We start from the raw sequence: 13803 nt of genomic DNA, 5'->3' as shown, positions 1-13803 counted from the left end.
GCGAGGATGGCGTAGCCGCCCGGGCACGGCCCGCCCGGCAGTCCAGCGCGTTACTTGACGGCGATGGGATTCACCGGTGAGCCGACGGAGCCGGTGATGGGCAGGGGCGCGGCGGTGAGCCAGAACTCGTACCGGCCATCGGCGGCGCAATGTGCGGCGAGGGCGTCGAGGTCCCACATCTCACCGATGAGCAGGCCGATGTGGGGGATGGCGACCTGGTGCAGCGGCTGGAAGGCGTGCTCGAACTCGTTGGGCCGCACCTCGAAGCCCCAGGTGTCGGTGGCGATCCCGGCGATCTCGCTTCGGTGCAGCCAGCCGGCCGTACTGAAGCTCAGCCCCGGCGCCGGTCCGCCCGCGTAGTCGCCCCAGCCTTCGTGACGGGCGCGGGCCAGCCGCCCGGTGCGCACGAGGACCAGGTCGCCACGGCCGACGGTCACGCCGTGCGCCTCGGCGGTTGCGGTCAGGTGCTCCTCGGTGATGGCGAAGCCGTCGGGCAGTTCGCCGTCGTGGCCGATGACCAGGCCCACGTCGAGGAGGACGCCCCGTCCGGCGACGTGCGGTGCCATGTGCTCGATGCCGGTGACCAGGTCGCCTTCGGAGGTGACGACCTTCTCCGCCGGGCGGCCGTTCCACGCCTTGCCATGATCGAAGATGTGCCCGAGCCCGTCCCATTGGGTGGAGCACTGCAAGGGCATGGCGATCACGTCGTCGGCGCCACCGAAACCGTGCGGAAAGCCCTGGCCGCCCAGGGCGGCGTCGGTGCCGGTGGCGAGCATCGTGTGCACCGGGTTCGTACGCCGCCGCCAGCCTTTCTGCGGGCCGTCCATGTCGAAGGCCTGTGACAAGGAGAAGCTGACGCCGTCGCGGATCAGCGCTGCGCCCTCGCGGCGCTTGGCCTCGTCGAGGAAGTTGAGTGTGCCGAGCACGTCGTCCTCGCCCCAGCGGCCCCAGTTCGAGTACGCCTTGGCGGCCTCGGCGATCGCCGCCTCGGGATCCGTACGGTCGATACGGTTGGCGCTCATCGGGCCTTCTGTGCGACACAACGGGTGCGCTGGGCACCGAGCCCGGTGACCGAGCCGTCCATCACGTCGCCGTCGCGCAGCAGGCGGCCCCAGTGGATGCCGTTGCCCGCCGGGCTGCCGGTGAGGACCAGGTCGCCGGGAAGCAGTCGGGCGGTCTGGGAGATGTACGAGACCAACCGCGCGATGCCGAAGATCATGTCCTTGGTGGACTCGTCCTGCATGGTCTCGCCGTTGAGTTTCAGGGTGACCTGTAGATCGGAGGGGTCGGCGATGGAGTCGGCCGGGACGATCCACGGGCCGAGCGGGGTGAAGCCGGGGGCGTTCTTGCTGCGCAGCCAGTCGGTGCCGATCGGGGGCATGTCCCGGCGGAAGACGCTCGCGCGGTCGGTCAGGTCGTTGGCGATGGTGTAGCCCGCGACGTACTCCAGCGCCTCATCCACGGTGATCCGGTAGGCGGGTCGGGAGATCACCGCGGCCACCTCCAGCTCCCAGTCGGGCTTCTCGGCCCAAGCGGGCAGTACCACGTCGTCGTAGGGACCGCTGATCGTGGTCGGCAGGCCGATGAAGACGTACGGGAGGTCCTCGGCGGCCCGCTTGTCCATGACCGCCGCGACCTCGGCGCGGGCCTCCTCGACGGTGCCCGGGGCGTCCGGGGCGCGGTGTGCGACCGCCAGGTCGATCACGTGCTGGCGATAGTTGGCGCCGGACTGGAAGATCTGCCGGGGCTCGACGGGCGCGTGCACCGTCATCTCCGCCAGCGGTCGCCAGTCGCGTGTCGGGTCCCCGGCGAGGGTGTGCAGACGCGGCAGCTCCTCGTCCCAGCGCTCCAGGAGCGCGAGCGTGGTCAGCGCGGGTTCGTCCAGTGCCGTGCGCAGATCGAGCGCTCGGCCGTCCGGCGTCACGAGGCCCGGGAACCTGGTCTCGGCCGGCGCCGAAAGGGTGCCGATGGCGAACGGTCCGGAGAAGGGGGTGAAGAGTGCCGACGTGGCTGCGGATTTCACGGAGATGTCCTCCCGATTGCGGTGCCACTAACCTGGCCCAGTAGATTGCAATCAGGGAAATCGATTTCCTGTATATGAGAATCCAGCCGGCGAATACCGATGGTGCCGGCTCCGGAATTGGGATGCTTCGTGAACTTGGCCAGCCTGGACCTCAACCTCGTCGTTGCCCTGCGCGCCCTCCTGCAGGAGCGCAACGTCACCAGGGCCGGCCGGCGCATCGGGCTCAGTCAACCCGCGATGAGCGCGGCCCTGGCCCGGCTGCGCCGCCACTTCGACGACGACCTGCTCGCCCGGGTGGGCGGAGGGTACGAACTGACCGCCCTCGGGCAGGCCCTCCTCGACCGGACCACCACCGCATGCGACCTGCTGGAACGCGTCTTCGCCAGTCAGGCCGAATTCAACCCCTCCCGCGAGGAACACGAGTTCACGCTGATCGCCTCGGACTACGCGGTTGCCGTATTCGGCGCCGAACTCGCCCGCACCATCCAGGCCGAGGCACCAGGCATCCGGCTCAGGTTCAAACAGGTGCCGAACGAATTCATCGACAGCACCGGCTCGCTGCTCAGCACCGTGGACGGGCTGCTGCTGCCCCACGGCATCATTCGCGGCTTCCCCACGGTCGAGCTTTACCAGGACAGTTGGGTCTTCCTCGTCGCGGACGACAATCCCGAGGTCGGCGAGCAGCTCACCCTCGACGGCCTGGCCCGGCTGCCGTGGGTGACGTACCAACGAGCCTACGACGCCCCCGCCGCCCGCCAGATCGCCATGCTCGGCATCGAGCCGCGTGTGGCGGTCTCCGTCGACAGTTTCCAGCTGATGCCACTCCTGGTCGCAGGCACCCGACGGGTAGCTCTCTTTCAGAGGCGTCTCGCCGACGAGCTGGACGGACTCGCACCCGTCCGCATCATGGAACCGCCCTACTCCGCCGTGCCGCTCCAGCAGGCCTTGTGGTGGCATCCGGTCCACATGCACGACGCGGCGCACATGTGGCTGCGGGAGACGACGGCCCGGGTCGCCGAGACGATGGAGGCCGGCCGGCCCATGCTCTCCCGCCCGCCGAAATGAAGGTGGGGCTACACCGCACAGGCAAAAGACACCGCAGGCCGCGGCGTACGCCGAAGGGGCGGCCGCCGCGTGGAGCCGGTTTGAGTAGTCGCTGCTGCTCTGGCTGGTAAGGCTGGCCGGCCGGTCCCGTACCAGCGGCGACGATCGCCTGCTCGAGGTGTGTGTATCGGTCGCGTCCCCGGGATGGGGGTGCAGGTAGTCCCAGCAGGTCCGTCGGTTCCGAACTCCGGAGTCAGGGAGGAGGGCCGCTGCTGCCCCGCACCACCAGTTCGGGCTCCAGCGCGACCAGTGTTCCGGTTCTCGGCTCGCCCTCGATCTGGGCGACAAGGAGTTCCAGCGCGCGACGCCCGGCCTCGCCGAAGTCCTGCCGCACCGTGGTCAACGGAGGCCACACGTATTCGGCCTCGGGGATGTCGTCATAGCCGACCAGGCTGACGTCGACCGGCACGTCATGGCCCGCCTCGCGGAGGGCACGCAGCACGCCGAGGGCCATATGGTCATTGGCGGCGAAGACGGCGGTGACGTCGGGCATGGCGGCCAGTCGCCGCCCCTGTTCGTAGCCGGACCGTGCACTCCAATCGCCCCGTAACAGGTGCGGTGGCGTTCGGCCGGCGGCGACGAGGGCTTCTCGCCAGGCACGTTCGCGGGCTCGGGCCGATGGCTGGTCGGTCGGACCTGCGACGTGCCACACGGTGTCATGGCCGAGCGCGAGCAGGTGCTCCGTGGCCCGGCGTGCCCCCGTCGTCTGCTCGAGTCCGATCACCGGGGCGCCCTCCTGCGCGATATCGACGTCGAGCGCGACCGCGGGCCGGTCGGCGGGAAGGTGCCGCAATGCCTCTGCGGTCCAGTCGTGGGGCGCCGCGAGAATGAGGCCGGCGACCGCCTGGGAGACGATCCCCTCCATGACGGCCCGGGCGGGCAACGGGTCGCCGGAGCGCAACGTGGTGATCTGCACGGCGTACCCGGCCTGGCGAGCCGCCTGTTCGACGCCGAAGACCGTTGCCGCGGGACCGTACTGGGCGGTGTTGAAACTCACCACCGCCAGTACCTGCGACCTGCCGGTCACCAGCGCCTGGGCGAGCCTGTTGGGGCGGTAGCCGAGTTCGGCCGCGACGGCGAACACGCGGGCACGGGTCCTGTCGCCGACCCCGGGCCGCTCGTTGAGCACACGGGAGACGGTCATCGCCGAGACACCCGCTCGCCGCGCTACGTCGCCGAGCACCACGGGCCGCTCACTGGCGGTGGATGACGACTGGACGCCCTTCGCGTCGGGTCCGACACCGGGATGGGGAGGGTCATTCATCGGAGCACGTTAACGTTAACGTGCTCCGTCCGCAAGCCCCTGAAGGGTCATTATTTTTTAGTGCGGTACCTGTTGTCATGGCTGCGGCATGACTTTATCTTCTCGTCTGGAAGAAGCGGAACCGAGATCGTCGAATCTTCAATCGAAGCGCTTCGACTGCCAATTCGACGAGCACCGAAGGTCGCACGCCTCGGTCATCCCGAGTGCTCAGCAGTACCCAGCGGCGGCGGCAGGCTGCCATGACCGCCACCGCTCTGCGTCAGGTCAATACGCTTGGTTTTGGCACCCCAAGGCCGGAAGAGAGGAAACGTCAATGGCTGTAAAGGCGATGAAGATCAGATCCTTCCTCGTTGCCGTCACATTGGCATTGGCCGCATCCGTGTGCGGCTCGGCGGAACAGGCATCTGCCGACACGACGGCTCAGTTGAACGCTTCGCAGATTGCTGCCGATATGGGCGCGGGCTGGAATCTGGGAAACCAGCTCGAAGCCAACACCAACGGATATCCCAGCGAAACGGCATGGGGACTGCCGACGGTAACGCAAGCTCTTGTCGACAAGGTACGGGCTGCAGGATTCAAGACAATTCGGATCCCTGTCTCCTATCTGCGCAACATAGGAGCCGGCCCGAATTACACGATCAACTCATCTTGGCTGAACAGGGTCCAGCAAGTCGTCAACTACGCCTACAGCCGAGGCATGTACGTGGTGATCAACATGCACGGCGACGGCTACAAGACGGTCAACGGCTCCTGGCTGATCTGTGACTCGTCCTCCCAGGCGGAAATCAAAGCCAAGTACCAGAAGGTCTGGCAACAGATCGCGTCGAAGTTCCAGGGCTACGACCAACACCTGATCCTGGAGTCCATGAACGAAGAGTTCACCGGGGATTACGGCCAACCGACCCAACCGTGCTACTCGAACATAAACAGCTATAACCAGATCTTCGTGGACACGGTGCGGAAAGCCGGCGGTAACAACAGTTCACGGTGGTTGCTCATCCCCGGCTGGAACACGAACATCGATTACACCGCGGGCAACTACGGTTTCGTGCTCCCGACCGACCGCTATCGATCCTCCTCAATTCCCAGTAATGAGCAGAGGATCATGATCTCCGTGCACTACTACGATCCGTGGGACTTCGCCGGAACGGAAAGCGGGACCATCACGCAGTGGGGCCCGAATGCGACCAACCCGTCAAAGACGTCCACCTGGGGGCAGGAGGACTTTCTGGACGCGCAGTTGAAGAAGATGCATGACGGATTCGTCACGAAAGGATACCCGGTAGTCATCGGTGAATACGGAGCGATCGACAAGTCGTCGTTCGACTCGGCGAACAACAAATACCGTGCTGACTTTGCGCGCACGGTTGCGGCCACAGCCAAGAAGTATGGCGAAGTCAGTGTCTACTGGGACAACGGGACAAACGGACAGTACGGGTTCGGTCTGTTCGACCGACGTTCTTACACCGTGACCCAACCGGGCATCATCAGCGCCATCATGAGCGGCGTAGGGCAGTGACAGCGACGCGCACCTGCCGTCCGGAATATAAAAGAGCAAAAACTCGGCGGCAGGTCAGCGGTGTGGTGAGGTGAGGACGCCGCGCGAGAGAGCGACGGTGACGGCTGCGGTGCGGTCGTTGACACCCAGCTTGACGAACGTCCGCAGCAGGTGAGTCTTCACCGTCGCTTCGCCGATGTACAGCTGCCGACCGATCTCGCTGTTGGACAGACCTAGCGCGACAAGACCGAGTACCTGAACCTCGCGGGGGGTCAGTTGCTCTCCGGCCGGCGCCTGCATGTGAGTCACCAGCCGGGCGGCCACCGGCGGGGCGAGGACGGTTTCGCCGCGGGCTGCCGCCCGGATCGCGTCGGTCAGGGTACCGATCGGGGTGTCCTTGAGCAGGTAACCGGTGGCGCCGGCCTCGATCGCAGGCAGGATGTCGGCGTCACCTTCGTAGGTGGTCAGCACGAGCACGCGAATGCCGGGGTGCTCCTGGCGGATGCGCGCGGTCGCGGCGGTGCCATCGGTACCCGGCATCCGCAGGTCCATGAGGACGACGTCCGGGCGCGTCGCGGTGGCGAGGACGATCGCCTCGTCGCCGGAGCCGGCCTCGCCGACGACCCGCAGGTCGTCGTAGGTCTCGAGCATGCCGCGGAGGCCGAAGCGTACGACGGGATGGTCATCGACAATCAGGATGTGGACAGTCATCGAGCCGGTTCCGCCTGCTCAGTGGTCGGGTGTGGAGCTCAGATCAAGCACAGGCTGCAGGCTACGCGCCGCCTGCTCGGCCGGGGCCAGTGGCAGTTCGACCCGCACCGTGGTGCCGTGGCCGGGAGCCGATCGCACCGTGCAGGTTCCGCCGAGGCTGGAGGCGCGGGTGCGCATGCCGAGCAGACCGTATCCACCCTGGACGGTGGCCGGGTCGAAGCCCTCGCCGTCATCGGTCACGGCCAGCGCCATGAGGCCGGAATCGTGGCGCAGCTCGATCCGCACCGTCGTGGCGGCTGCGTGCTTGCCGACGTTGGCCAGGGCCTCCTGCGCGGTGCGCAGCAGGGCGATGTCGGTGCCGGTGGACGTGCCGGACCGTTCGCCGACGATCGAGACCTCGACGCGCGTACCCGTGTCGCGAGTATGCCGGGCGGCGAGCCGGTCCAGCGCATCGGCGAGTCCGCGGCCGGTCAGGTCGACCGGGGCCGACGCGGCGATCAGCGAGCGTGCCTCCGCGAGGTTCTCGCGGGCGGTCTTCTCCAGGATGTCGAGCTGGCCGTCGGCGGCCGTCGGATCACGGAGCAGGGTCGTCCGTGCGACCTGGGCGAGCATGAGGATGCTGGTGAAGCCCTGTGCCAGGGTGTCGTGGATCTCGGCGGCCAGGCGTTCACGTTCGGCATGAACGCCTGCCTCGTGGCCCGCGCGTTCCAGTGCGGCCCGCGTCCGGGTCAGTTCCTCGATCAGCGCGGCCCGCTTGCGGTTCTGCTCGCGGATGCCGGTCAGATAGGCGCCCACGAGGATCGTCACGGTCATGGGCACGAGAACGGTCACGCCGACCATCGCCAGCGTGTAGCGGCTGACTCCGGTCCGCGCCACCATGGCCCAGGCGAGTTCGGCGTAGAGGATCAACAACAACGGTAGACGTACCCGCCACCTCGCGACCATCACGAACAACTGTGGGCAGAGCGCGAACAGCAGTGCGCCACCGATCGGGGCGATCGCGAGCAGAAGCGGGAACACAACCGCCAGGACGGCGAAGTAGGCCGCACCCCAACGCTCATCGCGGTTCTCCATGGCTCGCGGAGCGACCAGGGCATAGCAGGCGACGATGACGGCGAGCGTACCGAGGGCAAGCAGGCGTTGTCCGAGCGCCACGGTGACGTCGGCGGCTATGGCGACGGCAAGAGGTATCGCGACGGCGCCTACGAGGACGTGCCATCCGACGCGGTAGCGGTATCCGAAGTCGACGGTGCTGCGTACTGCCACGCCCTGTCCACCTTCGCCCGCAGAGATCCGGCCGCCAGTTTACGGGCGCCCACGTCCACGTTTCCGGGCGCCCGCGTCCACAGTGCCCGACTCGGCGCCGGGGAACGTCCATGAACCGGTGGGGCCGTGCGTACGTCGATCGGTGGACGACGGGGTCCAACCAACCGTTGTCGCCGCCTCGGCCTCACAACCGTCACGCTCGTTGTCGAGAACTTCGGCTCCCCACCTGGAGACACCCCATGAAGAAGAACTGGTTCGTCCTCGGCCTCGGCGCACTCCTGGCCTTTGTCGGCGTGGGCTGGACCTTGCAGGGACTCGATGTCATGAAGGGCTCGGCGATGAGCGGCGTGACGCTGTGGGCGGTCGTCGGGCCGATCGTGGCGATCGTCGGTCTGGTCGTGCTGGGTGTCGGCTTCGCCCGGCTGCGCCGGGTGAGCCGATAAGCGCAGATCGGATGTCAGGTATCGGCATGGAGACTCAGAAGACAGGTCGACCGGCACCGGGAAGACCGCCCAAGCAGTGGTACGGCGAACTTGCCGGCGTCGCGGCCACCGCACTCGCCCTGGGCCTCGGTGAGCTGGTGGCGGCCGCGACGGGCGGGCCCTCGGCGCCCCTCGTGGCGGTGGGAGGCGTCGCCGTGGACGCCGCGCCGACTCCGGTCAAGGAGTTCGCCGTCGCGGTGTTCTACACCTACGACAAGCTGGCGCTGCAGGCGGGAATCGTGCTGGTGCTGGCGGTGTTCGCCGCGTTCATCGGTGTACTGGCCATGCGCCGGATCTGGTACGGGCTGGCCGGCGTCGCTGTGTTCGGGATGATCGGCGTACTGGCGTCAGCCACTCGGCCCAGCGCCACGTGGGCGTACCCGCTGCCGACGGTGGCCGGTGCACTGGCCGCTGCGGGCCTTCTGGTGCTGCTGCGCTGCACCCTGCCGCGCCGTGTTGCGGTATCGACGCAGGACCTGGGGGACAACACCGGCCCAGATACGGACGTGGCGGCACAGGGAACCAACACCCCGGTGCAGGGAACCAGTTCACCGTCGTCGGATGCCGGCATCTCGGTGCTGGACGGCGCGGGACGGCCGCCGGGCCGACGTCGGTTCCTCGCGCTGGCGGTCGGGGCGATCGGCGCGGCCGCGGTGGCCGTACCGGGCGGACGCCGGCTCTGGGCACAACGTGTGGCCGCGGCCCGGGCCGCGGTGGTTCTTCCGCCCCCGTCGAGCCCGGCACCGCCACTGCCCGCCAAGGTCTCCGTCGGCGTGCCCGGAGTGGAGCCGTTCGTGACCAGGACCGCGGACTTCTACCGGATCGACACCGCTTTGACGGTGCCACAGATGGAGCCGAAGGACTGGCGGCTGCGGATTCATGGCCGGGTGAAACGGCCGCTGACGTTGACGTACGAGCAATTGCTGGCACGGCCGATGGTGGAGCGCTACATCACGCTGGCATGTGTGTCCAACGAGGTCGGTGGCGAGTTGGTCGGCAACGCTCGGTGGTTGGGGGTACCGATCAAGGATCTGCTGGATGAAGTCGAGCCGGATGACGGGGCGGATCAGGTGGTGAGCCGTTCCGTGGACGGCTACACGGCCGGTACGCCGACGGCGGCGTTGCGTGACGGGCGGGCCGCGTTGCTGGCGGTCGGGATGAACGGGGAGCCACTGCCGGTCGAGCACGGGTTTCCGGTCCGGATGGTGGTGCCCGGGTTGTACGGATACGTATCGGCGACGAAGTGGCTGACGGAGCTGGAGCTGAGTCGTTTCCCGGACTTCAGCGCCTATTGGGTACGGCGGGATTACGCGGCGCTGGCTCCGGTGAAGACACAGTCGCGGATCGACACACCGGTCGCGGGCAAGCGTCTGGAGCCAGGTCTGGTGATGGTGGCCGGGGTGGCGTGGGCGCAGCATCGTGGGGTGTCTGCGGTGGAGGTCCGCGTGGATGACGGCCCGTGGCAGCAGGTACGGCTTGCCGCGGTGCCGTCGGTGGACACATGGCGGCAGTGGAGCTGGCCGTGGCAGGCGACGCCCGGCAAGCATCGGTTGCAAGTACGTGCCATCGACAACACCGGCCAGGTGCAGACAGGACAGGTGCACAAGCCGTTGCCCGACGGGGCGACCGGCCGGCACACGATCAAGGTCACGGTTGCCTGAGCATGTCCCACGGGGCGGCGCTTCCCACCCGAGGAAGACCCGAATCCCCGCCAGCTTGGGGTTGTCGACGCGGTGGGCGCCCGGCTGCTGATGGCGTTCCTCGTACTCACCAACACCGAGGTGGCCCCACTGGCAGATGATCTTGAGCCCGGATCGCGTTCGGCTGAGGTGCGGCTTCTCAGGGAGACGGCCTGACGTGCTGTGCTCCCTTTGATCGATCCAGCGAAAGGTGACTGTGCAACTGAGGGCGCCCAGGCCGGAGATGGGGCGCCTTGCCGTAGTGATCCGAGCGGGTCGGAGCGGCAGATTCCGTGATGCTCTTACAGTGGCAGCGTCGTTGACGACCGGAGGCCGCGGACCCGCCTTCGAGGGAATGATCCAGCGGCGCTCCGGGGAGGGTCGGGGGTGGCGCTCGTGGTTGGGCCGTCGCTGGTGATCGGTGACTGCCGCCAGGCGAGGCTCATCCGTGTGTCGGCTTCCGAGTGTGCCGTGGCCACGAGGCCTGCGTAGGGGTCCGCGACGGCTGTGGCTTTGATCTGGAGCCATGCTCGAACATCGTCACGAGGCCGACGGTCACCCCGTTGACCTCCCGGTACGCGAAGAGGCCGGCCCGGGCGGAGGAAGCCCGGCGCGTGCACCAGCGACTTCGCCTCGGTCGCGAGCCGGTCTCGAAGCTGCGCTCGATGACCGCGGTGATCAGGTCCCCCTTGTCCATGAAACGCCAGTAGGCCGAGCTGGCGGGCGGGCGCACTTGGCGCTGACCGTCGCTACGGACGTGCTCTGTCCTGCTGGAGCACCTCAAGACCCTCGGCCTCCAGTCCGACCTGGGCCCGGGCGACCGACTCCTCTGGTACACCACCGCCCACTGGATGATGTGGAACCCCGTGGCCTCCACGCTCCTGACGGGCGCCACGACCTGCACATACGACGGCAGCCCGGCCCTCCTCACCAAGCCGGACTTCCTCTGGGAGCTGGCGGCCCGCCACCGCGTCACCCTCTTCGGCACCAGCCCGCAGTACCTGCTGGGCATGGCCCAGTTCGGCATCGACCCGTCCGTCCACGACCTGTCGGCGATCCGTGCCGTGGGCTGCACCGGCTCAGCCCTGCTCGCCTCCGCCCACCCCTGGGCCCGTGACCACGTGGGCGGGCGAGCTGTCCGCGCCCCACCTCGGCGTGGCGCTGGCCGCGTACGACGAGGAGGGCCGTCCGGTCGTGGACCAGGTCGGCGAACTGGTCGTCACCCGCCCGATGCCGTCCATGCCGCTGTACTTCTGGAACGACCCCGACGGCGCCCGCTACCGCGACGCCTACTGCTCCGCATACGACGGCGTGTGGCGGCAGGGCGACTGGATCACCCTCACCTCCCACGGCTCGGTGATCGTGCACGGCCGCTCCGACTCCACCCTCAACCGCAACGGCGTACGTCTGGGCAGCGCCGACATCCACGACGTGGCCGAGCGACTCCCGGAGATCACGGAGGCGCTGGTCATCGGCGCGGAAGAGCCGGACGGCGGCTACTGGATGTCCCTGTTCGTGGTCCTCGTGGCCAGCGCCGCACTGGACGACGACCTGCGCGACCGCATCCGGGACGCCATCCGCACCGGCGCCTCACCCCGGCACGTCCCCGACGAGATCATCGAGGTGCCCGCCATCCCGCACACCCGCACCGGCAAGAAGCTGGAGGTCCCGGCTAAACGCCTGCTCCAGGGCGCTCCCGTCGAGCAGGTCGTCAACCCGGCCGCCGTGGACAACCCAGACCTGATCGACCACTACGCCAGCCTCGGCGCCGAACGCCGCGCTCAGCGGCTCGGAGGCCACTTCAGGCAGGGCGCGGATCCAGCTGCTCGGGCAGGGCGTGCACGCTGACGGCATAACCGTCGCCTTGACGGTAGGGATCGCCGCCCCAGGTGGCATAACGCCGGCGCAGGACCAGACCGGCCTCGCCGCACCAGTGATCGAACTCCGTGAGAGTCACCGGAGGTTCCGGCAGTGGCAGGTGTGCCGCGTCCAGCCCCATGCCCGTGACCAGTAGTCCGCCGGGACGCAGGACGGCAGCCAGGTGCCGTACGACGGCTGATTCGGTGCCGGAGGCCAGCAGGGGGATGACGTTCCCGGCGGCGATCACCAGGTCGAAGTCCGGTTCCAGGCCGAGGGCATCCAGGTGCGCCAGGTCGCCGTGGAGCCATTCCAGCGCGGGGGCGTCACGGCGGGCGACAGCGAGCATGGAAAGGTCGGCGTCCACGCCGGTGCAGTGGTGGCCCAGCTCGGCGAGCCGGATCGCGACCCGGCCGGTGCCGCAGCCGGCGTCGAGGATCCGGGCGGCGGGCTTCTTCAGCAGTGCGGTGCAGAAGGTGGCCTCGCCGTGGATGTCATGGCCCGACTCGGCGAGCCGAGCGAAACGCTCGGCGTACTTCTCTCCGGCTTGTCCGCCTGTCAGTTCCGCCCAGCGGTCGGGTTGCGTGCTCATGTTCTGCGTGCCTTCCGGTCGGCCTCGGTAGCAGAGGCGAGGACGCTGCCATCGCGCTTGATCGTAGACAGCCGCACGGGCCGTGTTCAGGATTCCGGGGCAAGCCTGTCTGGTGCGGTCAGGGCTTTGTGCGTCGACTCCAGGATCCTCTCCGACAGTTCCGTGCCCGCCGTGGCCCGGGCGAGCAGGATCGCGCCGACCAGGGTGGCCACCATGGGGAGGCCGTCGTCGGCGTCGGTGGACATCCACGCGGCGAATTTCTCGACTCCCGACGCGTACGTCTCGCGTACGTCCCCGGCTGTGGGTTCGCGAGCCGTGTCTCCGGCGAATCCGGCGGTGGGGCAGCCGGTGCCGGGCTGGTCGCGGTGCTCGGCGGACAGGTAGAAGTCGATGAGGGCGCCGCGCGCGGTGTCGTGATCGCCCTGGGCGGTGTCGAACCCGGCCAGGAGTGTGTCGAGGTCCCCGAACGCGGCCTGGGCCGCCTCGGCCACCAGGGCCTCCTTGGAGGGGAACTGCTTGTAGAAGCCGCCCGTGGTCAGTCCGATGGACTTCATCAGATCGGCGACGCTGATGCCGTTCACCCCGCGCTCCCGGAAGAGCTGGGAGGCCGCGACGACCGCGCGCCTGCGGTTCATCCGCCACATCAGGCTCACCCCGCAGAGCGCGAGGTGAGCATCGGCGACCGCAAGGGCCTCCTGCGGTCAGTGGTTCGACCGCTTCCAGCAGGCGGGCAGGCGATTTCGGCCGCTGACCGGTGATCGCACGGACGGGCGGGCCGGTGGCTCATGCCCGAGGGCGGGCGCCGGGCCCCAGCCGGGCGGTGACGTCCTTGGGAGTGAGGGCCGAGTGCTCCGCGGAGCACTCGACGACGACGCGGACCGGAGCGTCGCAGTCGCTGTGGCGGACATCCAGTACGGGTCCCTCGGATCCGAGTGTGTACATCTCGCCCCACTGGCTCAGCGCCATGAGGGCGGGCCACAGATCCCAGCCCTTGCGGGTCAGGCGGTACTCGTTGCGGGAGCGGCTGCCCGGCTCCTGGTAGGGGACGGTCTTCAGGACGCCGGCCGAGATCAGTTTCCGGAGGCGGTCGCTGAGGACCGCCTCCGACAGGCCGATGTGGCGGTGGAAGTCGTCGAAGCGGCGGACTCCGTTGATGGCGTCTCGCAGGATCAGCAAGGTCCACTTCTCTCCGACCACGTCGAGGGTGCGCTGGACGGGGCAGTTCTCCGTGCTCGCCTCAAGCCATTCCATCCCCTCATCGTAAGCATCTGGCTTCGTTATTGACAGTCAGGTGACTCCCTGGCTAGCTTCATTTGCAAAAGTCAGA

The 13803-nt window shown here is 68.2% G+C and carries 12 protein-coding genes and 1 pseudogene; 5 read left to right on the top strand and 8 right to left on the bottom strand.

Features of this window, described 5'->3' with window-relative positions; all coding sequences use genetic code 11:
• Positions 1-50: 50 nt before the first annotated feature.
• Both SLINC_RS03795 and SLINC_RS03790 read right to left on the bottom strand, forming a co-directional pair.
• On the bottom strand, positions 51-1022 hold the full coding sequence (locus SLINC_RS03795) for a cyclase family protein (protein WP_067426633.1): 972 nt from the start codon (positions 1020-1022) through the stop codon (positions 51-53).
• Complete coding sequence (locus SLINC_RS03790; RefSeq protein ID WP_067426629.1) at positions 1019-2029, bottom strand: fumarylacetoacetate hydrolase family protein; 1011 nt, start codon at positions 2027-2029, stop codon at positions 1019-1021. Before SLINC_RS03790 ends, SLINC_RS03795 begins: the two co-directional genes overlap by 4 nt.
• A gap of 123 nt (positions 2030-2152) precedes the next feature.
• Between SLINC_RS03790 and SLINC_RS03785 the strand changes: the two genes are divergently transcribed.
• Positions 2153-3088 carry a LysR family transcriptional regulator gene (locus tag SLINC_RS03785; protein ID WP_067426623.1) on the top strand — a complete coding sequence of 312 codons (936 nt, stop codon included), beginning with the start codon at positions 2153-2155 and terminating at the stop codon, positions 3086-3088.
• Positions 3089-3320: 232 nt separating this feature from the next.
• On the opposite strand, the gene SLINC_RS03780 is transcribed toward SLINC_RS03785, so the two are convergent.
• The gene (locus tag SLINC_RS03780) at positions 3321-4391 is read right to left on the bottom strand and encodes a LacI family DNA-binding transcriptional regulator (RefSeq protein ID WP_079164389.1); all 1071 of its coding nucleotides are present in this window, start codon (positions 4389-4391) and stop codon (positions 3321-3323) included.
• 88 nt (positions 4392-4479) lie between these two features.
• Between SLINC_RS03780 and SLINC_RS03775 the strand changes: the two genes are divergently transcribed.
• Positions 4480-5910 (top strand): glycoside hydrolase family 5 protein, encoded by a 1431-nt coding sequence (locus tag SLINC_RS03775; RefSeq protein WP_225988229.1) that lies wholly within the window; start codon positions 4480-4482, stop codon positions 5908-5910.
• A gap of 54 nt (positions 5911-5964) precedes the next feature.
• Here the strand turns inward: SLINC_RS03775 and SLINC_RS03770 are convergent, their stop codons facing one another.
• On the bottom strand, positions 5965-6600 hold the full coding sequence (locus SLINC_RS03770; protein WP_067426620.1) for a response regulator: 636 nt from the start codon (positions 6598-6600) through the stop codon (positions 5965-5967).
• Between the two features lie 18 nt (positions 6601-6618).
• The gene (locus SLINC_RS03765) at positions 6619-7866 is read right to left on the bottom strand and encodes a sensor histidine kinase (RefSeq protein ID WP_067426618.1); all 1248 of its coding nucleotides are present in this window, start codon (positions 7864-7866) and stop codon (positions 6619-6621) included.
• A 239-nt stretch (positions 7867-8105) separates the two neighbouring features.
• On the opposite strand from SLINC_RS03765, the gene SLINC_RS03760 reads away from it, so the two are divergent.
• The 3 genes and pseudogenes from SLINC_RS03760 to SLINC_RS03750 all read left to right on the top strand — a co-directional run.
• A complete protein-coding gene (locus SLINC_RS03760; protein ID WP_062705398.1) occupies positions 8106-8309 on the top strand; it encodes a hypothetical protein in 204 nt (67 codons plus the stop codon).
• A 26-nt stretch (positions 8310-8335) separates the two neighbouring features.
• Positions 8336-10009: a molybdopterin-dependent oxidoreductase gene (locus SLINC_RS03755; RefSeq protein WP_079164388.1), complete on the top strand. Its 1674-nt coding sequence runs from the start codon at positions 8336-8338 to the stop codon at positions 10007-10009.
• A 782-nt stretch (positions 10010-10791) separates the two neighbouring features.
• Positions 10792-11875 (top strand): annotated as a pseudogene (locus SLINC_RS03750) (AMP-binding enzyme); the annotation flags it as partial.
• Here SLINC_RS03750 and SLINC_RS03745 read toward each other — a convergent pair.
• The 3 genes from SLINC_RS03745 to SLINC_RS03735 form a co-directional block, all read right to left on the bottom strand.
• Complete coding sequence (locus SLINC_RS03745; RefSeq protein WP_067426614.1) at positions 11829-12476, bottom strand: class I SAM-dependent methyltransferase; 648 nt, start codon at positions 12474-12476, stop codon at positions 11829-11831. The pseudogene SLINC_RS03750 and the gene SLINC_RS03745 sit on opposite strands and share 47 nt — an antisense overlap.
• Before the next feature lie 86 nt (positions 12477-12562).
• Entirely contained in the window at positions 12563-13111 is a 549-nt protein-coding gene (locus SLINC_RS03740; RefSeq protein ID WP_225988228.1) for a TetR/AcrR family transcriptional regulator, read from the bottom strand.
• 148 nt (positions 13112-13259) lie between these two features.
• The gene (locus tag SLINC_RS03735) at positions 13260-13727 is read right to left on the bottom strand and encodes a winged helix-turn-helix transcriptional regulator (protein WP_067426608.1); all 468 of its coding nucleotides are present in this window, start codon (positions 13725-13727) and stop codon (positions 13260-13262) included.
• Positions 13728-13803: the final 76 nt, after the last annotated feature.

The sequence above is a fragment of the Streptomyces lincolnensis genome (genome assembly GCF_001685355.1).
Classification (GTDB): domain Bacteria; phylum Actinomycetota; class Actinomycetes; order Streptomycetales; family Streptomycetaceae; genus Streptomyces; species Streptomyces lincolnensis.
The sequence above is the reverse complement of the archived record's forward strand: the minus strand, read 5'-3'. Positions and strand labels throughout refer to the sequence as shown.

Bases quoted from the DNA above. Each gene is read 5' to 3' on its own strand.
- SLINC_RS03795 (WP_067426633.1), bottom strand. From the start codon at position 1,022: ATGAGCGCCAACCGTATCGACCGTACGGATCCCGAGGCGGCGATCGCC.
- SLINC_RS03780 (WP_079164389.1), bottom strand. From the start codon at position 4,391: ATGAATGACCCTCCCCATCCCGGTGTCGGACCCGACGCGAAGGGCGTC.
- SLINC_RS03775 (WP_225988229.1), top strand. From the start codon at position 4,480: ATGACTTTATCTTCTCGTCTGGAAGAAGCGGAACCGAGATCGTCGAAT.
- SLINC_RS03770 (WP_067426620.1), bottom strand. From the start codon at position 6,600: ATGACTGTCCACATCCTGATTGTCGATGACCATCCCGTCGTACGCTTC.
- SLINC_RS03760 (WP_062705398.1), top strand. From the start codon at position 8,106: ATGAAGAAGAACTGGTTCGTCCTCGGCCTCGGCGCACTCCTGGCCTTT.
- SLINC_RS03755 (WP_079164388.1), top strand. From the start codon at position 8,336: ATGGAGACTCAGAAGACAGGTCGACCGGCACCGGGAAGACCGCCCAAG.
- SLINC_RS03745 (WP_067426614.1), bottom strand. From the start codon at position 12,476: ATGAGCACGCAACCCGACCGCTGGGCGGAACTGACAGGCGGACAAGCC.
- SLINC_RS03740 (WP_225988228.1), bottom strand. From the start codon at position 13,111: ATGAACCGCAGGCGCGCGGTCGTCGCGGCCTCCCAGCTCTTCCGGGAG.
- SLINC_RS03735 (WP_067426608.1), bottom strand. From the start codon at position 13,727: ATGGAATGGCTTGAGGCGAGCACGGAGAACTGCCCCGTCCAGCGCACC.